We start from the raw sequence: 22,268 nt of genomic DNA, 5'->3' as shown, positions 1-22,268 counted from the left end.
TCAAAAAGGTCAACCGAGACTGCGGTTGCCGAAAATGAGCGCGGACAGTAGCCACGACACGATGCTGTACAGGATCGAGCCGAAGAACGCCGACCAGAAGCCCGACACCTCGAAGCCCTTCAGCAGCGACGCGCACAGCCAGAAGCACAGCGCATTGACGACCAGAATGAAGAGTCCGAGCGTGAGGATCGTGACGGGCAGCGTCAGCAGGATCAGCAGCGGCCGCAGCAGCGTATTGATGAGGCCGAGCACGATCGCGACGATCAGCGCGGTACCAAAACTACGGATATGGATCGACGGAACGATGTAGGTGATGATCAGCAGCGCGAGCGCGTTGATGAGCCAGGTCAGCAGCACGGTCATGTAGAACTCCTTGTAAGCACCTGTGCGGAGAAGATGTCCAGCAAACGAAAAGCCGCGCTGGCGAACAAAGCGGCGCATTGCGCGCCGCCCCGGGATCGGACCGTCAAGCTTTTACCGCCGCCCGCGTGGCCGGGCGCGCGAACGCGCGCATCGCGCCGCGGACGGCCGCGTGCTTAATAGCGGTAGTGGTTCGGCTTGAACGGACCGTTCCTGTCGACGCCGATGTAGCCGGCCTGCGCGTCGGACAGCACGGTCAGGTTCGCGCCGATGCGCGCCAGATGCAGACGCGCGACCTTCTCGTCGAGATGCTTCGGCAGCACGTACACCTTGTTTTCGTACTTCGCGCCCTGCGTGAACAGTTCGATCTGCGCGAGCGTCTGGTTCGTGAACGAGTTCGACATCACGAACGACGGGTGACCCGTCGCGCAGCCGAGGTTCACGAGGCGGCCTTCGGCCAGCAGGATCACGCGCTTGCCGTCCGGGAAAATGATGTGGTCGACTTGCGGCTTGATGTTTTCCCACTGGTACTGACGGGTCGACGCGACGTCGATTTCCGAGTCGAAGTGGCCGATGTTGCAGACGATCGCGTTATGACGCATCGCCTTCATGTGATCGTGGTTGATCACGTGGTAGTTGCCGGTCGCGGTCACGAAGATGTCGGCCTTGTCGGCCGCGTATTCCATCGTCACGACGCGGTAGCCTTCCATCGCCGCTTGCAGCGCGCAGATCGGATCGATTTCGGTGACCCACACGGTCGCGCCCAGACCGCGCAGCGATTGCGCGCAGCCCTTGCCCACGTCGCCGTAACCGGCCACGACCGCGATCTTGCCCGCGATCATCACGTCGGTCGCGCGCTTGATGCCGTCGACGAGCGACTCGCGGCAGCCATACAGGTTGTCGAACTTCGACTTCGTGACCGAGTCGTTGACATTGATGGCCGGGAACGGCAGGCGGCCTTCCTTCTCCATCTGGTACAGACGGTGCACGCCGGTGGTGGTTTCTTCGGTGACGCCCTTGATTGCCGCGAGGCGCTTCGAGTACCACGTCGGGTCGATCTCGAGGTGCGCGGCGATCGACTTGTACAGCGCGACTTCTTCTTCGTTGGTCGGCCTGGCGATCACCGAGCGGTCTTTCTCGGCCTTCGAACCAAGGATCAGCAGCAGCGTCGCGTCGCCGCCGTCGTCGAGGATCATGTTGGCGAACTCGCCGTTCGGCCATTCGAAAATGCGGTGCGAGAACTCCCAGTATTCATCGAGCGATTCGCCCTTGAACGCGAACACCGGCGTGCCGGCCTGCGCGATCGCGGCGGCGGCATGGTCCTGAGTCGAGAAGATGTTGCACGAGGCCCAGCGTACGTCCGCGCCGAGCGCGGTCAGCGTCTCGATCAGCACGCCGGTCTGGATCGTCATGTGCAGCGAGCCGGCGACGCGCGCGCCCTTCAGCGGCTGCTGCGCCTTGTACTCATCACGGGTCTGCATGAGGCCGGGCATTTCGGTCTCGGCGATCGTGAGTTCCTTGCGGCCCCAAGCGGCGAGCGACATGTCGGCGACAACGTAATCCTGCTTCTGGGAATCGATGACTGCGGCGTTCATCACGCCCTCCTTTCTAAGAAATTGACTAGAAATGTGACGTGAGCGCGGTTTGAGGCAGCGTTCGGAATCGCGCAAGCGCGTTCCATGCTGCCAATTGAAGCCTTCGAGCCTGGCGGGCGGCCGGCGAATGCGGATTCGCGGTACCCGTCGCAACGCTCCTCGAAGACGAACGGCGATTGTAGCAAATCGAGATGACTTCGGCGCGCGCCGGATGGTGCGGCAGCGCGCTGGTTCAGATCGGCAGCAGCCCCAGCATCGGCGCGAGCAGCACCATGGCGAGACCGGCGATCATCATCGTCAGGCTGGACACTACGCCCTCCTCGCTGCCGAGCTCGCGTGCCTTCGCGGTGCCGACGCCGTGCGCGGCCGCGCCGAACAGCGCGCCGCGCGCGAGCCGCGTACGCAGCGGCACGAACGCGAGCACGATTTCGCCGAACAGCATGCCGCAGACGCCGGTCGCGATCACGAACAGCGCGGTCAGGTCCTTCGGCGCGTGAATCCTGTCGGACACCGCGAGCGCGAATGGCGTCGACACCGAACGCGTCATCAGGCTGCGCTGCAAGTCCGGCGACAGGTGCAGCAGCTTCGCGAGCATCAGCGAGCCGCCGACGCCGACCAGAATGCCCACCGTCACGCCGACGGACAGCGAGATCCAGTGGCGCTTCAACAGTGCGCGGTACTCGTAGATCGGCACGGCGAACGCGACCGTCGCGGGGCCGAGCAGCCACATCAGCCAGCGCGTGTCCTCGAAGTAAAGCGAATACGGAATGTGCGCGAGTACGACGATCGCGACGAGCGCGGCCGGCACCGTCAGCATCGGCGTGAGCCACTGCGAGCGCACGCGCGCATACAGCGCCTTCGACGCGAAGTACAGCGCGATCGTCAGCACGAGGCAGCCGGCCGCGATCAGGCGCGAGGCGTCGTCGGCCAACAGCGAAGCAAACGGGAGCGGGTTCATCGGCGCTCGCGCGACAGACTGCCTGCCTTACGCGCAACCCGCACGCGGCGCAGCGCGAAACGCCGTTCGACGCGCGCGGCCTGATCGACAGCGAACGCCACCGCGACCATCACCATCAGCGTGCCGGCGATCACCACCAGCGCGAGGCGCCAGCCGTCCGCGCGGAACAGGCCGCCGTATTGCACGGCGGCGACTGCCGCCGGAATGAAGAACAGCAGCATGTCGGACAGCAGCCAGTCCGCGCCGGCCTTGACCCAGCGCGGCGCGATACCGCCACAGAACAGCAGCGCGAGCAGCACGACGAGGCCGACCACGCCGCCCGGCACCGGCAGATGCAGCCGCCGCACGATGAAATCGGCGCCAATCCACAGCGCCGCGATCGCGGCGCTTTGCACGGCGATGCGTGCGACACGACCGAAGCCACGCGCGTCCCCACTTGAGCCGCCACCGGCGGGACGCACGGAACGGGCGAAAACTGGCGCGGACATGACATCCCCTGGCTGGCGTGGAAGGCACTTAGTATGGGGCCCGCCGCGCCATAAACAAAATGACTTACAATCATCGAAATCATTCCAAACTGGAATTCTGGAGACCACGCTCATGGAACTCCGCGCGCTGCGCTATTTCGTCGAAGTGGTCCGTCAGCAAAGCTTCACCGTCGCCGCTGAGCAGATGTTCGTCACGCAGCCGACCATCAGCAAGATGGTCAAGTCGCTGGAAGACGAAATCGGCTCGCCGCTGCTGCTGCGCGACGGCCGCCAGATGGTTCTCACCGACGTGGGCCGGATCGTCTATCAGCGCGGCCAGGACGTGCTCGCCGCGCACGCACAACTGCAGGCCGAGCTGAACGATCTCGACACGCTCGGGCGCGGTGAACTGGCAATCGGCATTCCGCCGATGGGCGGTGCGCTCTTCACCCCCGCAATCGCCGCGTTCCGCCAGCGCTATCCGAAGATCGAGCTGAAGCTGTTCGAGCAGGGCTCGCGCGCGATCGAAGCCGCGCTGATCAACGGTGAACTGGAACTGGGCGGTGTGCTGCAGCCGGTCGACCCCGACAACATCGACGTGCTGCCGATGTCACACGAGCTGTTGTGGCTCGTCGCGCGCGCCGGCTCGCGCTGGGATGCGTTGAGCGAGGTGCCGCTCGCCCAACTCGCCGATGAGCCGTTCGTGTTTTACGGCGAAAGCCTCGCGCTGAACGACGTCGTGTTGAACGCATGTCGCGCGGCGGGATTTGCGCCCGCGATCGTCGGACGCAGCGCGCATTGGGACTTCATGGCGGCGCTGGTACTGGCTGGCGTCGGCATCGCGCTGCTGCCCGCGCCCTATTGCCGGCGGCTCGATCCCGCGCAGTTCACCTGCCGCCCGGTCGTCGAACCGGAGATCCCGTGGGAGATGGCGATCGGCTGGCGCCGCAACGGCTATCTGTCGCACGCAGCGCGCGCGTGGCTCGACGTCGCGCGCGAAACGCTGCCGACACACGCCAGCGACGATTTCATACTCGGACCTGGGATCGGCTTTAACGGAATCACAGCGCCGCAAGGAGCTCTGCCACCCTCAGGCGAGTGACGGGCGCCGGCCGGCCGCCGGCCGCGTTACGCCGCTCGCGTTTGCCGACCTCCTTGCAAACGGCGATCAAACCGCCTGCGCCGGCATGTCACCTGGGTTCGGGGGCGTCACCGTCGCCGACCTCCCCGCTCCGTCTCGCCGGCTCGTCGCGATCAACTCCGCCGCCCGTTCGCCGATCATCACCGTCGGCGAATTGGTGTTGCCGCCGATCAAGGTCGGCATGACCGACGCATCGACGATCCTCAACCCCGTCACGCCGCGCACGCGCAATTGCGGATCGACGACCGAGCGCGCGTCGCCGCCCATCCGGCAGGTCGCGACCGGGTGATAGATCGTGTCCGCGCGCTCGGCGATCGTCTGGCGCAGCTCCGCATCCGATTGCCCTGGCCGCGTGTACAACTCCTCGCCGCCGTGCAGCGCGAGCGACGGCGCGCCGAGAATGCGCCGCGCCATCTTCGCGCCCTCGACGAGCAGATCGAGATCGCGCGCATCGCTCAGAAAGCGCGGATCGATCAGCGGCGCGGCACGCGCATCGGCGCTTGCGAGCGTCACGGTGCCGCGGCTATGCGGACGCAGCACGCATACATGCAGCGAATAGCCGTGGCCCCAGTGCATATGGCGGTTGTGATCGTCGACGATCGCCGCGCAGAAATGCAGTTGCAGATCGGGCCGCGCGAGCGTCGGCCGGCTCTTCAGAAAACCGCCCGCCTCGGCGACGTTGCTCGACAGCATGCCGCGCCCGTGTCGCATGAAGGTCACGAATTGCGGCAGCATCCGCGCGATGCCGCGCACCGAGAAACCGGTGGGCTCGATCGACCTCACGCGCTTGTTGATCGTGAAATCGATGTGATCGATCAGGTTCTGGCCGACCTCGGGCGCATCGTGAAGCACGTCGATGCCGAGCGAGCGCAGATGCGCGGCCGGCCCGATGCCCGAGCACATCAACAGTTGCGGCGAGTTGAACGCCCCAGCGGCGAGCACGACCTCGGCGCGCGCCGCGAGCGTTTCGGTGCGGCCGCCGCGCACGATTTCGACGCCGCTCGCGCGCTTGCGGTCGAACACGACGCGCAGCACGGTCGCGTCGGCCATCGTGTGCAGATTCGCGCGCGGCCGGTCGTAGATGTACGCGCGCGCGACGCTGCAACGGCGCCCGTCACGCTGCGTGACCTGATAGAAGCCGATGCCTTCCTGGTCCGCGCCGTTGAAGTCGTCGTTCGCTTTGTAGCCCGCTTCGAGCGCGGCCTGCACGAAGCGCCTGGAAAACGGATTCCTGAAGCGCAGATCGGACACGGTCAGCGGACCGGCCTCGCCATGCCACGCATCGGCGCCGCGCTCGTTGTCTTCGGCGCGGCGAAAATACGGCAACACCTCGGCCCACGACCAGCCGTCGCAGCCGAGCCGCGCCCACTCGTCGTAATCGAGCGGATGGCCGCGCGTGTAGATCATCGCGTTGATCGCGCTCGATCCGCCGAAACCGCGTCCGCGCGGCTGATAGCCCTGGCGACCGGCGAGCCCCGGCTGCGGCGTGGTCAGGTAGCCGTAGTTGGTCTTCAGTCTATTCGGCACCACGGCCGCGACGCCGACCGGCATGTTCACCAACAGATTGCGCCCGGTATGCGGACCGGCCTCGATCAGCGCGATGGTCGCGTCGGGACAGCTATCCGCGAGACGGCTCGCGAGCGTGCAGCCGCCCGAGCCCGCACCGACGATGATGTAGTCGTATTGCATGCGCCCTCCTGATGGGCCGCGTTGCTCGCGGACCCTGTCTCGTGCACACTTGTCTACGTGTGTTTTCTGCGCATTGTAGGGAGCGTATTGGGGCTGCGGCGGCTCCCTGACAGAACGATTCCTCTAAACGCCGGCGGCAACGCGCCCCTATGATGAAAGGCGCGTACGGCCCGCGCGCGGCTTCCAGACATGGCGCGACGCGCGCCCTCCTTCCGGCATGCGGCATCACGCGCGGCGCTCGAACAGATGCGACAAAGCGCATCGGGGATACCGTCGGCGAAGCGGCGCACAATAGCGATAAAGGAGACAGCAGATGGAACGGCACGGCTTCGGCCAGACTCACGAGGTGACGAATCAGGCACCGCCGCTCGCGGACTACAACCTGTTCTCGAGCGACGCCGCTTTGAGCGCGGCCGTCGATCGCGACGGCGCGAGCTGGCATCGCGAGGCGCTGCTGCGACACGGCGCGACGCTGACGACGCCCGACACGCTCGCGCTCGCGGAGCTCGCCAACCGCCATACGCCGGAGCTGGTCACGCATAGTCCGCGCGGCGAGCGCATCGACGCGCTCGAGTTCCATCCCGCGTGGCATGAACTGCTCGCGCTGCTGCGCCGCGAAGGGCTACACGCGCTGCCGTTCGCCGAGCCGCGAAGCGGCGCGATGGCCGCGCGCTGCGCCGGCTACTTCATGCATGCGCAGATCGAATCCGGCTCGCTATGCCCACTGACGATGACATTCGCGAGCATTCCGGTGTTGCAGCGCGAATCCACGTTGTTCGATACGCTGCGCGACCAGTTGTACACACGCGAGCACGATCCGCGCGACGTGCCGCTCACGCAAAAGCGCTCGGCGATGATCGGCATGGGCATGACCGAGAAACAGGGCGGCTCCGACGTGCGCAGCAACCGGACGCGCGCCCATGCGTTCGACGGTGCCGGCGGACGCGGCGGCGCCTACAGGCTCGTCGGTCATAAATGGTTCTTCTCGGCGCCGCAGTGCGACGCCCATCTGGTGCTCGCGCGCACCGACACGCACGAGGGACTGTCGTGCTTTTTCGTGCCGCGCTTCGCGCCGGACGGCAGCAAGAACGCGGTGCAGATCCAGCGTCTGAAGGACAAGCTCGGCAATCGCTCCAACGCAAGCAGTGAAGTCGAATTTCTCGACGCGTACGGTGTGATGATCGGCGACGAAGGACGCGGCGTGCCGACCATCATCGAAATGGCGAGCTACACGCGGCTCGACTGCGTGATCGGCAGCGCCGCGCTGATGCGTGCCGCGCTCGTGCAGGCGGTCCATCATGCGCGGCATCGCAGCGCGTTCGGCCGGCACCTTGCCGAGCAGCCGCTGATGCGCAACGTGCTCGCCGATCTCGCGCTCGAATCCGAAGCGGCTACGGTGCTGTTCATGCGTCTCGCGCGCGCGTTCGAGGAATCCGCCGACGCGTCGTCGGCTTCATTGGCCGAACGCGCCTGGCGGCGCATCGTTACGCCTGCCGCGAAGTACTGGGTCTGCAAGCGCGCGCTCGAATTCACCGGCGAGGCGATGGAAGTCTGGGGCGGCAACGGCTACGTCGAAACCGGGCCGATGGCGCGCTTCTATCGCGAGGCGCCGGTCAACTCGATCTGGGAAGGCTCGGGCAACGTGATGTGCCTCGACGTGCTGCGCGCGATGGAGCGCGAGCCGCAGGCCGCGCAAGCGCTGTTCGCCGCCTGGCAGGACGTCGCGCGCGCGCATCCGGCGTTGGGCGCGGCACTCGCGCGCCTCGCCGCGACGCTGAACGGACCGGCCGAACAGCGCGAGGCGTCGGCGCGACGTATCGCGCAGCAGATCGTGCTGATCGCGCAGGCGACGCTGCTCGCGCAGTACGCGCCCGCCGAGGTCGCCGACGCGTTCATCGCGACGCGTCTCGCCGACGGCTGCGGCGAAAGCGGCCGCGTGTACGGCACGCTGCCGGCCACGTTCGATCACGCGGCGATCGTCAAGCGCGCCTTTCCCGCGTAACCGCGGCGGGCGCGCAAACCCCGAGCGCACCGCTCGCAACTCCGACTCAACCTCACACCAATATAAGTGCGCTCGACGCGCACGGTCATCCATCTGGGAGTGGACTCACATGAAGAACGATGTGCCGGAGGTCGCCGCGCTCGAAGCACTGTTGCGCGATCAACGTCATGCGTATCTGCGCGCGCCGTATCCGTCGTGGGACACGCGCGCGACGCATCTGCGTGCGCTGCGCAAGCTGATGCTCGACAATCGAGACGCGCTCGCCGACGCGATGCACGCGGACTTCGGCAATCGCGCGAAGGAAGAAGTGCTGCTCGCCGAATTCCTGCTCGTGAAGGAAGAGATCGACGCCGCACTGCGTCACGGCAAGCGCTGGATGAAAGCGCAGCGCCGCCGCACCAACAAGTGGCTGCTGCCGGCGCGCGCGAAGGTGGTGCCGCAGCCGCTCGGCGTGGTCGGCATCATCGTGCCGTGGAATTATCCGGTGCTGCTCGCGGTTGGCCCGTTGATCAGCGCGCTGACGGCCGGCAATCGCGCGATCATCAAGATGTCCGAACTGACGCCGCGCACCTCGGCGCTATTCGAGCTGCTGATCGGTCAGACGTTCGCGCGCACTCACGTCGCGGTCGTCAACGGCGATGCGGCGCTCGCGGCCGCGTTCAGCGCGCTGCCGTTCGATCATCTGCTGTTCACCGGCTCGACGAAGGTCGGTCACGAAGTGATGCGCGCGGCGGCCGAGCATCTGACGCCGGTCACACTCGAACTCGGCGGCAAGTCGCCGGCGCTGATCGGCGCGCATGCGCGTTTCGACAACGCGGTCGACAATCTGATCGCCGGCAAGACGCTGAACGCGGGGCAGACCTGTGTGGCGCCCGATTACGTGCTGGTGCCGCGCGGCAGGGAGCAGGCGTTCATCGAACGGGCGCGCGTGCGGATGGCGAGGATGTATCCGGACTTCGCGCAGAACCCGGATTACACGTCGATCATTTCTTCGCGGCACTTCGAGCGGCTCGAACGTCTCGCCGACGAAGCGCGGGCTGCGGGCGCGCAATTGCATGCGCTGACCAACGCGACGCCCGATGCCGGGAGCCGGCGCTTTCCGCTGATCGCCGTGACTGGCGCGCCGGACGAATGCGCGCTGATGCAGGAGGAGATTTTCGGGCCGCTGTTGCCGCTCGTGCCGTACGACACGCTCGACGACGCGATCGCATGGATCAATGCGCGGCCGCGGCCGCTGGCGCTTTATCTCTATGCCGACGATGCGCGGACGATTGAGCGTGTCACGCATGAAACGATCGCCGGCGGCATGGCGGTTAACGAGACGCTGATGCATCTGGCATGTGAGAGTTTGCCGTTCGGCGGGGTCGGGGCGAGTGGGATGGGGGCGTACCATGGGTACGAGGGGTTCGTTACTTTTTCCAAGATGAAGCCCGTGCTCGTGCAGGCGCGCTTGAATGCGCGCGGGTTGATTTCGCCGCCGTACGGGAGACGCGTGAACGCGGTGTTGAAGTTGATGATGAGGTTTTGATTTTGCCCCTGGGCGGGGTGAGGCCTTTTTTTGTCTTTGTTCTTTGCGGTGTTGGCCTTTCCTTGCTGACTTATCGGTCTATTAGCGTTGCCCCTGTGCGGGGCGGCACCTACTTTCTTTGCTGCTGCAAAGAAAGTAGGCAAAGAAGACAGCTCAAACCGCAAGCTCATAAGCGGGTCCCCTGGCTTGGAAGGGGTAGTGGTGCATCTGGAATCCGGGCCGCCGCACATTCCCCGTTCGTGACAAAGCCGTCATCCCTCCCACTCCGCACTACGTGCGTCGCGGAGGGGTCTGCCTGGGAAACCAATGGTTTTGCCCGCGCAGCGGAGCCATCGGCTGCGCCTCGGCGATGCGCCGAAACAACCAGTGGGTTTTGAACGGGTTTTCGGCGCGCGTAGCGCCGCCGGAAGAATGACGGCCTTGTCACTGGCGCCGAATGTGCGGGAGCACGGATTCCAGATGCACCACTACCTCATGCGGACCGAGGGACCCGCTTAAGAGTTGGCGGTTTTAGCTGTCTTCTTTGCCTACTTTCTTTGCAGCAGCAAAGAAAGTAGGTGCCGCCCCGCACAGGGGCAACGCTAATAGACCGATAACAAAGCAAGGAAAGGCCAACAAAGCCAGAACAACGCCAAAAAAGCGCCCGCCCTGCCAAAGGGCAAACACACACCTTCAGTGATCCGCAGCACTAGCGCCGCCAGGCACATCAGTAGCAACAACATCAACCACATCCGGCGCGCCAGCGCCATTGCCCGTCTCAGCATCAGCCCCACTCTCGAGCCGATGCAACCAGGCCAGCAACTCGGCGACAGCCTGATAAAGCTGCGGTGGAATCCGCGCATCCAGATCGACTTGCATCAGCAGCGACACCATCTCGGGCGCCTCATGCACATACAGCCCTGCCTCCTTCGCGCGCTGCACGATCATCTCAGCGAGCAGCCCATACCCCTTGGCGACCAGACGCGGGGCGGGCTCGCCGCCATGAGCGTCATAAACAAGCGCAGCCGCGCTGCGACGTTGGGTGCGGCTCATCAGATATCCCAATCGAGGTCGTCGCGCGATGCGGCGCCCGACGCCGACGCCGTCGACGTGGCCACAGCCGCCGACGCCGACCGTGCATACGCGCCCGCGGCCTGCGCTCCCGCCGCCGAAGTGCCCGCCGCGGTAGTACCAGGCACACCGCCGCCGATCTCGCGAATCGTCAATCCCTGCAGCTCGAGCCCCGCCGCCGCGAGCCGCTGACGGAAACCGTCCCCCTGCATCGCGAGCCGCGCGGCGCCCCGCGGGCTCGCCTGCACGCGCGCGGTCAGCCGCGTGCCGGTCAGCGTCAGTTCGGCATCGACGGTGCCGAGCGTCGGCAGCGACAGCGTCAGGCGCGTGCGCCACGGCTGGTCGTCCTCGCTCGCGAGGCCGCCGCCGCTGCGGTCCCATTCGTCGCCATCCTGCTCGATCGTCCAGTCCAGACGCGCGCCGGGCCACGCCTCGCCGGTCCACCGGAACTGCCCGGTCGCAAGCAGATCGAGCTGCTGGCGCACGAGCGGCACCGTCGCCGGATGCACCGCCGCCGCCATCGCCTGCGCGCTCTGCGACGAGCCGGCATCGGCCGCCTGGGACACCGCGCTGTGCAGCCCCGCGTGTGTGGACTGGCCATTCAGGTCGGACACCGAGCTGGCCAGCAGCTCGCCCGCGACGAGTCGCGCGGCCTGCGCGGTCAGGATCGACGGCATCGCGTGCATGGCAGGGTTGTTCTCGGCAACGTTCGCCGTGCCGCGTGGCGTTGCCTCGGGGGCTCCGTTCGCCGCAGCGGACCGCGCGCCCGCGTCGCCAGCGTCGGCGCTCCAGTCGGGAGGCAATTGAGAATCTGCGACGAGCTGGTTCTGCGCCTCGTTCGCCAGTTGGGCCGGCGAACGCTGGCCGACCAGCCACGCCGCGAGATGCGCCTCGTAGAACAGGCCGCTGTCGGCGACCGTCTGTTGCAGCGCGGCCGCGAGCGCCGCGACCGGCACTTCGGTCGCCGCCACGCTCGCGGTGGCGGCCGCGGTTGCGCTGGCGGCAGCGTTGGGATTGGTATTGGTGTTGGCCGCAGCGGCGGAATCGCCGGCAGCGAAATTGACTGTCGCGGCGCCCGCCGCATCGGTCAGCGGCAAGCTTTCGATGGCGACGTCGAGCGCCGGCGCGGCCGCCCAGATCGGCGCGCGGCCGAGCACCGCCGGTGTGGCCTCGCCGCCTGAGTGCGCAATCGCATTCAGCGTCAGCGCGACGGCCGACAGCGCGGTTTGCGCGGACGGCTGGGGCGCGGGCGTCACGTTCGCAGGCGCCGCGGGAACCGCGGTATCGACGCCGGCCGCGCCGGTCTGCGAGGTGGTCGCGGTTCCCGGCGCGATGCTGAGCAGGCTGTCGATCCGGCTCGACAGCACCGAAGCGAGGGCCGAATCGATTCCGTTCATGCCGGTTCCTTGGTCGCATCGGCGGCAATGCGCGCGATGCTCTGATTGCTCCGATCCTTCAGACGCGTGCGGCGTAGCGCCAGCTCACGCGCGCGCCCGCTCGCGCTCAGCGCGCCCCGTACAACTCCTTCAGCACGCGCGTCGACCGGCCGGCGAACAGCGCCGACAGATGCGCCATGCGCGGATTCGCGAGGTCGCGGATCGCGGCGTCGTCGGCGAGGATCTGGCGGATCAGCGCGTACTTGCGCAGGCGTTCGGCCTCGTCGAGCTTGACGCCCACGTCGGCTTCGCGCAGCGCTTCGACCAGCTGCCGATACTCTTCCTGCAAGTGCACCAGGTCGTTCCACAGTGCACGACGGGCCGCCATCAGCATGCGGCAGGACAGCGCCGCGATCGCCTCGTAGCGGGCAAAATATTCTGCGTTCGATGTCATCTCAGGCTTTCCGCGGCTGGCTGTGCTGCCATCCGCGCGATCTCCGGGGCTATCCCGATCCATGCCTCTTCGAGCGTCGCGAGCAGACGGTCCACTTCCACGAGCATCGCCTCGCTCTGATTGATATTGGCTTGCAACAGTCGACGCGCCATATAGTCGTACAAAGCATTGAGCCGTTCGGCGATTTCGCCGCCCACCTCGAGGTTGAGCGACTGCTGCAGCCCGCTTTCGATGATCCGGATCGCCTTGCTGATCGCCATGCCACGCTCGGCCACGTTGCCCTGCTGCAAATGCATGCGGCTTTGCGCGATCGCCTGGCGTGCGCCCTGGTACAGCAACACGATCAGACGATGCGGACTTGCGCCCATCACGGATGTCTCGATACCGACACGCGCATACGCGTTGGCTCCAGCGTGCCCTTGGGAAAACATCGGCGCTCCTCCTCTTATACTGGCTGCGGTTAAGTCGTGGCGTGGCCGCGCGGCGCGTCGACGCGCCGCTCGCTGACCTGTAATTGGGTTATCGGATGCGCGACGACAAAGCTTTAGTCCGGTGTAAGGAGGATCGAAAGCGCCGCTGGGCGAGCCCGGGAAACACGGCACGAAGCCGCCGGCGCAAGCGCCGGCAGCGTCCCGCTCAGATCGACATCTGCGCGATGTCGTTGTACGCGGCGACCAGCTTGTTGCGCACCTGCAGGCCGAACTGGAAACCGATGTTGGCCTTCTGCATGTCGACCATCACGTCGTTCAGCGACACGTTCGACGCACCGAGCTCGAACGCCTGCGACTCGCCGACCGCCTTCTGCTGGTCGCCGCTGATCTTGTCGAGCGAAGCCTTCAGCGCCGCCGCGAAGTTGGTGGGCGTCGCCGCGCCGGATTGCTCCGCCGCCGGGGTCGCGTCGCCGGCCGCCTGCGCCGCCATCGCCTGCATCTGTTGCAGCGCCGACGATAGCGCGTTCACGGGCATGGTCATGTTTTCTCCGTTGGATGTGCGATCGGACCGCCGGACGGTGTACCGATCTGGACGAAAGCATAGCAGCGGCTCCTCGCGGAAAGTCCCGAAACTAGAGGGAAAACCCGGCTCTATTCAAGCAATCGGGTTCAGCGGCGCTGCGGATAATTTCAAAGGTGAAAGTCTCTGTCCGTCCGCCCAGCCCCGGCGCGGCATCACGACAGAACGCCAAGGCATTCCCCGGAGAAACCCGACGCATGGATTCGTCAGCCAACTCGTTGATCAACCCCGACGCCCGTATGGGGCTCGCCGGCGCGCAGGCCGCTGCCGGTCAGGCCGGTAGCGGCCAGGCCGGCGGCACGGCCGACCTCGGTGGCCTGGGCGGCCTGGGAGGTATCGGCGGCAATTTCGGCCAGCGTCTGTCCGGACTCGCGCAGATGCGCGGCAACCCGCGCGCGCCGCTCGTGTTCGCGGTCGCGCTGCTGGTGGCGGTCGTCGCCGGCCTGTTCCTGTGGTCGCGCGCGCCCAGCTACAAGGTGCTCTACAGCAATCTGTCCGACCGCGACGGCGGCTCGATCATCACCGCGCTGCAGCAGGCCAATATTCCGTACAAGCTGTCCGAAAGCGGCAGCGCGATCCTCGTGCCGGCCGAGCAGGTCCACGAGATGCGCCTGCGCCTCGCTTCGCAGGGGCTGCCGAAGAGTGGCTCGGTCGGCTTCGAGCTGATGGACAACCAGAAATTCGGCATCAGCCAGTTCGACGAGCAGATCAACTATCAGCGCGCGCTCGAAGGCGAACTCGAACGCACGATCGAAGCGATCTCGAGCGTCAAATCGGCGCGCGTGCATCTCGCGATTCCGAAGCCGAGCGTGTTCGTGCGCGACAAGGAAGCGCCGTCGGCGGCGGTGCTCGTGAACCTGTACCCGGGCCGCGTGCTCGACGAAGGGCAGGTCGTCGCGATTACGCACATGGTGGCGTCGGCGGTGCCGGAAATGCCGGTGCGCGGCGTGACGATCCTCGACCAGGACGGCAACCTGCTCACGCAGCCCACCAATGGCAGCGGACTCGACGCGACCCAGCTGAAGTTCCGCCAGCAGATCGAGCGCAACACCCAGCAGCGCATCGACACGATCCTCGCGCCGCTGTTCGGCGCCGGCAACGCGCGCTCGCAGGTCAGCGCCGACATCGACTTCTCGCACAGCGAGCAGACCTCCGAGAACTACGGCCCGAACGGCAATCCGCAGCAGGCCGCGATCCGCAGCCAGCAGTCGAGCAGCGCCACCGAAATGTCGCAAGGCGGCGCCTCGGGGGTGCCGGGCGCGCTGTCGAACCAGCCGCCGCAGCCGGCCTCCGCGCCGATCGTGGCGGGCAACGGCGCGAGCTCGGTCACCACGACGCCGGTCAGCGACCGCAAGGATTCGACCACCAACTACGAGCTCGACAAGACCGTGCGCCACGTCGACCAGCCGATGGGCGGCATCCGCCGGCTGTCGGTCGCGGTGGTCGTCAATTATCTGCGGGTCGTCGATCCGAAGGGTCACGTGACGATGCAGCCGGTCAGCGCCGACAAGCTCGCGCAGATCACCCAGCTCGTGAAGGACGCGATGGGCTTCGACGCGTCGCGCGGCGACTCGGTCAACGTGGTCAACAGCGCGTTTACCACCGAGTTCGACCCGAACGCCGACCTGCCGTGGTGGCGCACGCCCGACATGCTCGCGCTGTACAAGCAGATCGCGACGTACCTCGGCATCGGCGCGGTGGCCCTGTTCCTCTACTTCGTGATGGTGAAGCCGGCGTTGCGCCGCGCCTTCCCGCCGCCGCCCGAGCCGGTTGCCGCGCTGATGGCGCCCGACGAACCGGTGCTGCTCGACGGCATCCCGGCCGAGGAGCGCGATGGCGCGGTGGTCGAAATCGAAGCGGATAGCGAGCAGCTCGCGCTCGAAAACGCGAAGCACAAATACGAGCGGAACCTGGAGTTCGCGCGCAGCATCGCGCGTCAGGATCCGAAGGTCGTAGCAACCGTCGTCAAGAACTGGGTGTCCGATGAGCGCTGAAGGCGTAGTGAAGAGCGCGCTGCTGCTGATGTCGATCGGCGAGGAAGAGGCGGCGCAGGTGTTCAAGTTTCTGGGCCCCCGTGAGGTTCAGAAAATCGGCGTCGCGATGGCCGCGCTGAAGAACGTCACCCGCGAGCAGGTCGACGAGGTGCTGCAGGAGTTCGTGCGCGAGGCCGAGCAGCACACCGGCATGTCGCTCGATTCGAGCGATTACATCCGCTCCGTGCTGACCAAGGCGCTAGGCGACGACAAGGCCGGCGCGATCATCGACCGGATCCTGCAGGGCAGCGACACGAGCGGCATCGAAGGCCTGAAGTGGATGGACTCGGCGGCGGTCGCGGAACTGATCAAGAACGAGCATCCGCAGATCATCGCGACGATCCTCGTGCATCTGGACCGCGATCAGGCTTCGGAGATCGTCGGGTGTTTCACGGACCGGCTGCGCAACGACGTGCTGCTGCGGATCGCGACGCTCGACGGCATCCAGCCGGCCGCGCTGCGCGAGCTCGACGACGTGCTGACCGGCCTCTTGTCCGGCAGCGACAACCTGAAGCGCAGCCCGATGGGCGGTATCCGCACGGCGGCCGAGATTCTGAACTTCATGTCGAGCAACCACGAGGAAGGCGTCATCGAAAACGTGCGCCAGTACGACGCCGAGCTCGCGCAGAAGATCATCGACCAGATGTTCGTGTTCGAGAACCTGCTCGACCTCGAAGACCGCGCGATCCAGCTGCTGCTGAAGGAAGTCGAATCCGAAGCGCTGATCATCTCGCTGAAGGGCGCGGCGCCCGCGCTGCGTCAGAAGTTCCTGTCGAACATGTCGCAGCGCGCGGCCGAGTTGCTCGCCGAAGACCTCGACGCGCGCGGCCCGGTACGCGTGTCCGAAGTCGAGACGCAGCAGCGCCGCATCCTGCAGATCGTGCGCAACCTGGCCGAGAGCGGGCAGATCGTTCTAGGCGGCAAGGCGGAAGACGCCTATGTCTGATCCGAACGCCCCGGCAAAGGAAAGCCTCTCGGCCTACCAGCGCTGGGAGATGGCGTCGTTCGACCCGGCTCCGCCGGCGCCGCCGCCGGCCGAACCCGAGTTCGACGAGCGCGCGTTCGAAGCCGAACTCGAGCACCGCCGCGAAGCCGCGCATGCACAGGGCGTCGCGTCCGGTCATGTGGCCGGCCAGGCGCTCGGCTATCAGGCGGGCTATGACCAGGGGCACGCGCAGGGTTTCGCGCAAGGCCAGACCGAGGCGCGCGAGGAAGCGATGCGGCTCGCCGCGCTCGCCGAAACCTTCAAGAGCGCGCTCGATGGCGCGCAGCACGCGATCTCCGAAACGCTGATCGCACTCGCGCTCGACATCGCGCAGCAGGTCGTGCGCCAGCACGTGCAGCACGACCCGACCGCACTGATCGCGGCCGCGCGCGAGGTACTCGCGGCCGAGCCCGCGCTCGCCGGCGCGCCGGCGCTGATCGTGAGTCCCGCCGATCTGCCGGTCGTCGAGGCGTATCTGCTCGAAGAATTGCAAACGCGCGGCTGGACCGTGCGCACCGACGCATCGGTGGAGCGTGGCGGTTGCCGCGCGCAGGCCGGCACCGGCGAGGTCGACGCGGGCATCGACACGCGCTGGCAGCGCGTCGCCGCCGCGCTCGGCAAGGTGAGCACGTGGTGAAGCCGACGCTCGACGAGATCCGCGCGAGCGATCTGACGCCGCTCGAACGCGAGCTCGCGTTGGCGTCGTTCGGCGCCGAGGCGCTGGTCGATGTCGAGTCGGCCGGTATTCCGGAGCCCCCGGATGCGGCATGGCACGCTCCTGCGAGCGCACATCCAGCGACAGGCGCGGCGGCGAGCCGCGAGTCCGCCGCGACGGACCACGCCGCGCGCAGTGCTTGCGCCGCTCACGCTGCGCACGCGCCGTCCTACGATCCCGCGCTCGACATCAATCCCCACATGCAGGCATGGCGCGGCCAGCTCGACGCGCTGCGCGCGCGCAACGCGATCGCGAAGCCGCTGCGCGCGTGCGGGCGTCTCACACGCGCGGCCGGTCTCGTGCTCGAAGCGGTCGGCCTGCGTCTGTCGGTCGGCGCCGAAGTGATGATCGAGTTGCCGCCCGGCAGTTCGCTGCCGATGGCCGAAGGCGAAGTGGTCGGCTTCTCCGGCGACAAGCTGTTCCTGATGCCGACCACCGAAGTGATCGGCCTGTTGCCCGGCGCGCGGGTCTTTCCGCTCGAAAGCGCGCCGATCGCCGACCCGCTCGCGGGCGCGAAGCGTCTGCCGGTCGGCTGGGAATTGCTCGGCCGCGTGCTCGACGCATCCGGCCGTCCGCTCGACGGGCTCGGCCCGCTCGGCACGCAAAGGGACGCGCCGCTGTCCGCGCCGGTCATCAATCCGCTCAATCGCGAGCCGATTCACAAGGTGCTCGACGTCGGCGTGCGCGCGATCAACTCGCTGTTGACCGTCGGTCGTGGTCAACGGATGGGGCTGTTCGCGGGTTCGGGCGTCGGTAAATCGGTGCTGCTCGGCACGATGGCGCGCTACACCAGCGCCGAGGTGATCGTGATCGGCCTGATCGGCGAACGTGGCCGCGAAGTGAAGGAGTTCATCGAACAGATTCTCGGCGAGGAAGGCTTGGCGCGCTCGGTCGTGATCGCCGCGCCGGCCGACGTGTCGCCGCTGTTGCGGATGCAGGCCGCCGCGTACTCGACCTCGCTCGCCGAATACTTCCGCGACCAGGGCAAGCACGTGCTGCTGCTAATGGATTCGCTGACCCGTTACGCGATGGCGCAGCGCGAGATCGCGCTCGCGATCGGCGAGCCGCCCGCGACCAAGGGGTATCCGCCGTCGGTGTTCGCGAAGCTGCCGGCGCTCGTCGAGCGCACCGGCAACGGACCGGCGGGCGGCGGCTCGATCACCGCGTTCTACACGGTGCTCACCGAAGGCGACGACCAGCAGGACCCGATCGCCGACTCGGCGCGCGCGATTCTCGACGGCCACATCGTGCTGTCGCGCTCGCTCGCCGAAGCCGGCCACTACCCTGCGATCGATATCGAAGCGTCGATTAGCCGGGCAATGACCGCGCTGATCGACGATAACCATCTGAATAAAACGCGTATGTTCAAGCAGATGCTGTCGCGCTATCAGCGCAACCGCGATCTGATCAACGTCGGCGCGTATTCGAGCGGGCGCGACGCGGTGCTCGATCGCGCGATCGCGCTGTATCCGCGGATGGAAGCGTTCCTGCAGCAAGGCTTTCGCGAGTGCGCGAACTTCCAGCCGAGCATCGACATGCTGAACGCGCTGTTTGCCTAGGGCCGAGGAGGCTGACGATGTCGAAACATTTTCCGATCAAGACGCTGATCGGTCTTGCGCAGGACGACGTGGATGCCGCCGCGCAGCGGCTCGGCCGCGCGCAGCGCGAGCGCAACGACGTACAGGCGCAACTCGATGCGCTCGTGCAGTACCGCGACGAATACTACGCACGCTTCATGGAGAGCGCGCAGTCGGGCATGCCGGCCGGCAACATGCGCAACTTCCAGGCGTTCATCGACACGCTCGATGCCGCGATCGAGCAGCAGCGCAGCCTGCTCGCGGCGGCGAGCGCGCGCCTCGAGGCGGCGAAGCCCGACTGGCAGCGCCACAAGCAGAAGCTCGGCTCGTACGAAGTGCTGCAGGCGCGCGGCGAGGCGGCCGAGGCGAAGGTTGCGGCGCGGCGCGAACAGCGCGACGCCGACGAATATGCGGCGCGGAGTCTGCGCATGCGAGCCGACGGCGCGTGAGGCCTTGCCTCGCGGCTAACGCCCTACGGCACACCCGTTCGACCGACTCACAGGATTCTTTATGTCGCTTCTTTCACAGATCGGCTCCCAACTGAGCACGCTGCTCGACACGAGCGGCAATGGGTCGAGCAGCGCGTCCGCGAACGCCGCGGTCTCGAGCCCGTTCGCGCAGACCTTGCAGCAAAGCATCGACCAGCAGAACAGCGCGAATCAACAGCAGACCAGTTCAGCGACGGCGTCGCAAGCCTCGGCGCCGCGCGCGCCCAGTGCGCCGCCGCCCGCTTCCGCTTCCGCGTCCGCTCCCGCTTCCTCGCAGCAGAGCGCGAGCGGCAGCCAGAACGGCAACGGCACAGCGAGCAACGCGGCCAGCAGCAGCGCGTCATCGCCGTCGTCCACGGCGTCGACGAAACCAACGCAGCAGACATCGAACAGCCAGGCGACCGCGACGCAAGCCAGGCAGAAAGACACCAAGGCGCAAACCGACGCTGGCGCGCTCGCCGCGGCTGCGGCTGCCGCCCAGGCTCAGGCGCAAGCGCAGGCACAGGTCGTCGCCAACAACGCCGACTCGAACGCCACCACTACGACCGATGCCGCGAGCTCCGCCGCCGATGCGGTGAGCGCGCTGGCCGGCACGGCCGCGAGCGCGGCAAGCAGGAAAGGCGCGGTCGATCCGAAGTCGCTGCAGGATGCGTTGCAGCGTGCGCTGTCCGCGCTGTCGAGCGGCCAGGGCGCGGTGCCCGCGGCCGCGCTTGCTGCCGGCGCGGCCGCAAAAGCCACGAGCGTGTCGAGCGCGGCGGGCGGCTTGGGCAGCGCGAAAAACGGCCTGAACGGCACGTCGGACGACAAGACGCTCGCGAGCGGCCTGTTCGGCAACGGCAAGGGCGCCTCGACGACCCACACGACGTCGACGGCGACGGCTGCCGCGACCGCGCTGGCCGATCCGTCGGCAGCGAAGTCGGCCGCCGACGCGTTGAGCGCCGCGGCCGCGACGAGCGGCCAGGCGGACAACCTCGCATCGGTGCGCAGCGCGTCCGAGGCGGCGAACGCCGCGCTGGCCGCGACGCAGGCGGCAGCGAACGCCGCGAGCACGACGGCGGCAGCGCAGAGTACGGGCAATGCGAGCGCGGCCGCCGCCGCGAATGCGTTGACGCCGCAGGTCGGCACGAGCGACTGGGAAGACGCGCTGAGCCAGAAGGTGGTGTTTTTGTCGAATGCGCATTCGCAGAGTGCTGAGCTGACGCTCAATCCGAAGGATCTGGGGCCGTTGCAGGTCGTGTTGCAGGTGGCGGATAACCATGCGCATGCGCTGTTCGTTTCGCAGCACCAGTCGGTGCGGGAGGCGGTCGAGGCGGCGTTGCCGAAGCTTCGCGAGGCGATGGAGTCGAATGGGATTGGGCTCGGCAGCGCGAGTGTGAGTGATGGGTTTGCGCGGCAGAGCGGGCAACAACAGCAGGGCGCTGGCGCGGGTGGGGGGAATGGGAAGAGGGGCAGTGATGGTGGGGGCGCCCTTGCAGGGGACAGTTCCAGCGATGCCATCGGGAATGTTGCCGTGCGGCAGCAGGTTGGATTGGTCGATACGTTTGCCTGAAGCGAGGCGGGGCGCTTTTTTGTCGTTGTTCTGGCTTTGTTGGCCTTTCCTTGCTTTGTTATCGGTCTATTAGCGTTGCCCCTGTGCGGGGCGGCACCTACTTTCTTTGCTGCTGCAAAGAAAGTAGGCAAAGAAGACAGCTCAAACCGCAAGCTCATAAGCGGGTCCCTTGGCTTGGGAGGGGTAGTGGTGCATCTGGAATCCGGGCCGCCGCACATTCCCCGTTCGTGACAAAGCCGTCATCCCTCCCACTCCGCACTACGTGCGTCGCGGACGGGTCTGCCAGGGAAACCAATGGTTTTGCCCGCGCAGCGGGGGCCCTCGGCTGCGCCTCGGCGGTGCGCCGAAACCACCAGTGGGTTTTGAACGGGGGTTTCGGCGCGCGTAGCGCCGCCGGAAGAATGACTGCCTTGTCACTGGCGCGGAATGTGCGGGAGCACGGATTCCAGATGCACCACTACCTCATGCAGACCGAGGGACCCGCTTAAGAGTTGGCGGTTTGAGCTGTCTTCTTTGCCTACTTTCTTTGCAGCAGCAAAGAAAGTAGGTGCCGCCCCGCACAGGGGCAACGCTAATAGACCGATAAGACAGCAAGGAAAGGCCAAAAAAGCCAGAACAACGACAAAAAAAAACCCAAAAACCAGAAACAGCCAGAAATAGCCAGAAATAGCCCTTCTTTTCGACCCATAGCGCCGCAGGCAAATCAACAACAATCACCCTAACCCTTACTAGGCCAGCAACAAGCTGGCAAACCAAATGGCAACCACGACCGCCCCGCAACAAGCCGCGCCCGCCTCGCCGGGCCCCATGAAGCGCATCATCCTGATCGTCCTCATTGCGCTGATCGCCGCGGGCGCTGCCGGTGCCGGCGTGTGGTTCTTCATGTCGAAGCGCGCACCCGTCGCCGTATCGGCCGAAGCCGCGCCGGCGCAATCCGCCGTGCCGCTGTTCTTCCCGCTCGAATCGATGACCGTCAACCTGCAATCGGACGACGGCCAGCAACACTTCCTGCGCATCGGCCTCACGCTCAAGCTCGGCGATGCCGCCACCCAGCAGGCGCTCACCGATCACATGCCGGAAGTGCGCAGCCGCATCCTGCTCGCCCTGTCGAACAAGCACCCCGAAGAACTCGCGCCGCTCGAAGGCAAGCGCGCGCTCGCCGAAGAGCTGAAGACGCTGATCACCGAGCCGATTGACAAGGGCGCCGCACCGATCCGCGTGCAGGACGTGCTGTTCACCGAATTCGTCGTGCAGTGACGTGACGTTGTCAAGCGCTGCCATCATCAATCG

General features: G+C 66.6%; 20 protein-coding genes and 1 riboswitch. Of the genes, 10 read left to right on the top strand and 10 right to left on the bottom strand.

What is annotated here, in order from left to right:
* Positions 1 to 9: 9 nt before the first annotated feature.
* The 4 genes from OKW38_RS19540 to OKW38_RS19525 form a co-directional block, all read right to left on the bottom strand.
* Positions 10 to 363: a phage holin family protein gene (locus OKW38_RS19540; RefSeq protein WP_090805530.1), complete on the bottom strand. Its 354-nt coding sequence runs from the start codon at positions 361 to 363 to the stop codon at positions 10 to 12.
* Between the two features lie 173 nt (positions 364 to 536).
* Positions 537 to 1,955, bottom strand: a complete 1,419-nt coding sequence (gene ahcY, locus OKW38_RS19535; protein ID WP_090802559.1) for an adenosylhomocysteinase — start codon at positions 1,953 to 1,955, stop codon at positions 537 to 539.
* A 33-nt stretch (positions 1,956 to 1,988) separates the two neighbouring features.
* Positions 1,989 to 2,122: riboswitch (S-adenosyl-L-homocysteine riboswitch) on the bottom strand.
* 65 nt (positions 2,123 to 2,187) lie between these two features.
* Positions 2,188 to 2,913: an LrgB family protein gene (locus OKW38_RS19530; RefSeq protein WP_429362757.1), complete on the bottom strand. Its 726-nt coding sequence runs from the start codon at positions 2,911 to 2,913 to the stop codon at positions 2,188 to 2,190.
* The gene (locus OKW38_RS19525) at positions 2,910 to 3,401 is read right to left on the bottom strand and encodes a CidA/LrgA family protein (protein ID WP_429362755.1); all 492 of its coding nucleotides are present in this window, start codon (positions 3,399 to 3,401) and stop codon (positions 2,910 to 2,912) included. Before OKW38_RS19525 ends, OKW38_RS19530 begins: the two co-directional genes overlap by 4 nt.
* A gap of 112 nt (positions 3,402 to 3,513) precedes the next feature.
* On the opposite strand from OKW38_RS19525, the gene OKW38_RS19520 reads away from it, so the two are divergent.
* A complete protein-coding gene (locus OKW38_RS19520) occupies positions 3,514 to 4,482 on the top strand; it encodes a LysR substrate-binding domain-containing protein (RefSeq protein ID WP_429362753.1) in 969 nt (322 codons plus the stop codon).
* 66 nt (positions 4,483 to 4,548) lie between these two features.
* On the opposite strand, the gene OKW38_RS19515 is transcribed toward OKW38_RS19520, so the two are convergent.
* The gene (locus OKW38_RS19515; protein ID WP_429362751.1) at positions 4,549 to 6,210 is read right to left on the bottom strand and encodes a GMC family oxidoreductase; all 1,662 of its coding nucleotides are present in this window, start codon (positions 6,208 to 6,210) and stop codon (positions 4,549 to 4,551) included.
* 313 nt (positions 6,211 to 6,523) lie between these two features.
* Here OKW38_RS19515 and OKW38_RS19510 point away from each other — a divergent pair, with 313 nt between their 5' ends.
* On the top strand, positions 6,524 to 8,212 hold the full coding sequence (locus OKW38_RS19510; protein ID WP_429362749.1) for an isovaleryl-CoA dehydrogenase: 1,689 nt from the start codon (positions 6,524 to 6,526) through the stop codon (positions 8,210 to 8,212).
* 109 nt (positions 8,213 to 8,321) lie between these two features.
* On the top strand, positions 8,322 to 9,740 hold the full coding sequence (locus OKW38_RS19505; protein WP_429362747.1) for a coniferyl aldehyde dehydrogenase: 1,419 nt from the start codon (positions 8,322 to 8,324) through the stop codon (positions 9,738 to 9,740).
* A 672-nt stretch (positions 9,741 to 10,412) separates the two neighbouring features.
* On the opposite strand, the gene OKW38_RS19500 is transcribed toward OKW38_RS19505, so the two are convergent.
* From OKW38_RS19500 to fliE, 5 genes are all read right to left on the bottom strand, one after another.
* Complete coding sequence (locus tag OKW38_RS19500; RefSeq protein WP_429362745.1) at positions 10,413 to 10,772, bottom strand: EscU/YscU/HrcU family type III secretion system export apparatus switch protein; 360 nt, start codon at positions 10,770 to 10,772, stop codon at positions 10,413 to 10,415.
* On the bottom strand, positions 10,772 to 12,187 hold the full coding sequence (locus OKW38_RS19495; RefSeq protein WP_429362743.1) for a flagellar hook-length control protein FliK: 1,416 nt from the start codon (positions 12,185 to 12,187) through the stop codon (positions 10,772 to 10,774). The genes OKW38_RS19500 and OKW38_RS19495 overlap by 1 nt, the downstream gene beginning before the upstream one ends.
* A 106-nt stretch (positions 12,188 to 12,293) precedes the next feature.
* Positions 12,294 to 12,620, bottom strand: coding sequence for a flagellar protein FliT (locus OKW38_RS19490; RefSeq protein ID WP_090802544.1), 327 nt, complete (start codon positions 12,618 to 12,620; stop codon positions 12,294 to 12,296).
* Complete coding sequence (gene fliS, locus OKW38_RS19485; protein WP_090802543.1) at positions 12,617 to 13,051, bottom strand: flagellar export chaperone FliS; 435 nt, start codon at positions 13,049 to 13,051, stop codon at positions 12,617 to 12,619. Before fliS ends, OKW38_RS19490 begins: the two co-directional genes overlap by 4 nt.
* 205 nt (positions 13,052 to 13,256) lie before the next feature.
* Entirely contained in the window at positions 13,257 to 13,592 is a 336-nt protein-coding gene (gene fliE / locus OKW38_RS19480; protein WP_090802541.1) for a flagellar hook-basal body complex protein FliE, read from the bottom strand.
* 236 nt (positions 13,593 to 13,828) lie between these two features.
* On the opposite strand from fliE, the gene fliF reads away from it, so the two are divergent.
* From fliF to fliL, 7 genes are all read left to right on the top strand, one after another.
* Positions 13,829 to 15,625: a flagellar basal-body MS-ring/collar protein FliF gene (gene fliF / locus OKW38_RS19475; protein ID WP_429362741.1), complete on the top strand. Its 1,797-nt coding sequence runs from the start codon at positions 13,829 to 13,831 to the stop codon at positions 15,623 to 15,625.
* Complete coding sequence (fliG, locus tag OKW38_RS19470; RefSeq protein WP_018418745.1) at positions 15,615 to 16,610, top strand: flagellar motor switch protein FliG; 996 nt, start codon at positions 15,615 to 15,617, stop codon at positions 16,608 to 16,610. The genes fliF and fliG overlap by 11 nt, the downstream gene beginning before the upstream one ends.
* Positions 16,603 to 17,286, top strand: a complete 684-nt coding sequence (fliH, locus tag OKW38_RS19465; protein WP_429335453.1) for a flagellar assembly protein FliH — start codon at positions 16,603 to 16,605, stop codon at positions 17,284 to 17,286. The genes fliG and fliH overlap by 8 nt, the downstream gene beginning before the upstream one ends.
* Positions 17,280 to 18,923, top strand: a complete 1,644-nt coding sequence (fliI, locus tag OKW38_RS19460; protein ID WP_429362739.1) for a flagellar protein export ATPase FliI — start codon at positions 17,280 to 17,282, stop codon at positions 18,921 to 18,923. The genes fliH and fliI overlap by 7 nt, the downstream gene beginning before the upstream one ends.
* Positions 18,924 to 18,940: 17 nt before the next feature.
* The gene (gene fliJ / locus OKW38_RS19455; RefSeq protein WP_018418748.1) at positions 18,941 to 19,390 is read left to right on the top strand and encodes a flagellar export protein FliJ; all 450 of its coding nucleotides are present in this window, start codon (positions 18,941 to 18,943) and stop codon (positions 19,388 to 19,390) included.
* A gap of 61 nt (positions 19,391 to 19,451) precedes the next feature.
* Positions 19,452 to 20,978 (top strand): flagellar hook-length control protein FliK, encoded by a 1,527-nt coding sequence (locus OKW38_RS19450; RefSeq protein WP_429362737.1) that lies wholly within the window; start codon positions 19,452 to 19,454, stop codon positions 20,976 to 20,978.
* A gap of 756 nt (positions 20,979 to 21,734) precedes the next feature.
* The gene (gene fliL / locus OKW38_RS19445; RefSeq protein WP_090802533.1) at positions 21,735 to 22,235 is read left to right on the top strand and encodes a flagellar basal body-associated protein FliL; all 501 of its coding nucleotides are present in this window, start codon (positions 21,735 to 21,737) and stop codon (positions 22,233 to 22,235) included.
* Positions 22,236 to 22,268: the final 33 nt, after the last annotated feature.

The organism is Paraburkholderia sp. MM5496-R1, from assembly GCF_050436205.1.
Classification (GTDB): Bacteria; Pseudomonadota; Gammaproteobacteria; order Burkholderiales; family Burkholderiaceae; genus Paraburkholderia; species Paraburkholderia tuberum.
The sequence above is the reverse complement of the archived record's forward strand: the minus strand, read 5'-3'. Positions and strand labels throughout refer to the sequence as shown.

What these genes read in the sequence shown, in the direction of transcription:
- OKW38_RS19490 (WP_090802544.1), bottom strand. Translation starts at nt 12,620, where the DNA reads ATGACATCGAACGCAGAATATTTTGCCCGCTACGAGGCGATCGCGGCG.
- OKW38_RS19495 (WP_429362743.1), bottom strand. Translation starts at nt 12,187, where the DNA reads ATGAACGGAATCGATTCGGCCCTCGCTTCGGTGCTGTCGAGCCGGATC.
- fliS (WP_090802543.1), bottom strand. Translation starts at nt 13,051, where the DNA reads ATGTTTTCCCAAGGGCACGCTGGAGCCAACGCGTATGCGCGTGTCGGT.
- ahcY (WP_090802559.1), bottom strand. Translation starts at nt 1,955, where the DNA reads ATGAACGCCGCAGTCATCGATTCCCAGAAGCAGGATTACGTTGTCGCC.
- fliG (WP_018418745.1), top strand. Translation starts at nt 15,615, where the DNA reads ATGAGCGCTGAAGGCGTAGTGAAGAGCGCGCTGCTGCTGATGTCGATC.
- OKW38_RS19520 (WP_429362753.1), top strand. Translation starts at nt 3,514, where the DNA reads ATGGAACTCCGCGCGCTGCGCTATTTCGTCGAAGTGGTCCGTCAGCAA.
- OKW38_RS19510 (WP_429362749.1), top strand. Translation starts at nt 6,524, where the DNA reads ATGGAACGGCACGGCTTCGGCCAGACTCACGAGGTGACGAATCAGGCA.
- OKW38_RS19540 (WP_090805530.1), bottom strand. Translation starts at nt 363, where the DNA reads ATGACCGTGCTGCTGACCTGGCTCATCAACGCGCTCGCGCTGCTGATC.
- OKW38_RS19450 (WP_429362737.1), top strand. Translation starts at nt 19,452, where the DNA reads ATGTCGCTTCTTTCACAGATCGGCTCCCAACTGAGCACGCTGCTCGAC.
- OKW38_RS19530 (WP_429362757.1), bottom strand. Translation starts at nt 2,913, where the DNA reads ATGAACCCGCTCCCGTTTGCTTCGCTGTTGGCCGACGACGCCTCGCGC.
- OKW38_RS19525 (WP_429362755.1), bottom strand. Translation starts at nt 3,401, where the DNA reads ATGTCCGCGCCAGTTTTCGCCCGTTCCGTGCGTCCCGCCGGTGGCGGC.
- fliE (WP_090802541.1), bottom strand. Translation starts at nt 13,592, where the DNA reads ATGACCATGCCCGTGAACGCGCTATCGTCGGCGCTGCAACAGATGCAG.
- OKW38_RS19500 (WP_429362745.1), bottom strand. Translation starts at nt 10,772, where the DNA reads ATGAGCCGCACCCAACGTCGCAGCGCGGCTGCGCTTGTTTATGACGCT.
- OKW38_RS19515 (WP_429362751.1), bottom strand. Translation starts at nt 6,210, where the DNA reads ATGCAATACGACTACATCATCGTCGGTGCGGGCTCGGGCGGCTGCACG.
- fliH (WP_429335453.1), top strand. Translation starts at nt 16,603, where the DNA reads ATGTCTGATCCGAACGCCCCGGCAAAGGAAAGCCTCTCGGCCTACCAG.
- fliJ (WP_018418748.1), top strand. Translation starts at nt 18,941, where the DNA reads ATGTCGAAACATTTTCCGATCAAGACGCTGATCGGTCTTGCGCAGGAC.
- OKW38_RS19505 (WP_429362747.1), top strand. Translation starts at nt 8,322, where the DNA reads ATGAAGAACGATGTGCCGGAGGTCGCCGCGCTCGAAGCACTGTTGCGC.
- fliL (WP_090802533.1), top strand. Translation starts at nt 21,735, where the DNA reads ATGGCAACCACGACCGCCCCGCAACAAGCCGCGCCCGCCTCGCCGGGC.
- fliF (WP_429362741.1), top strand. Translation starts at nt 13,829, where the DNA reads ATGGATTCGTCAGCCAACTCGTTGATCAACCCCGACGCCCGTATGGGG.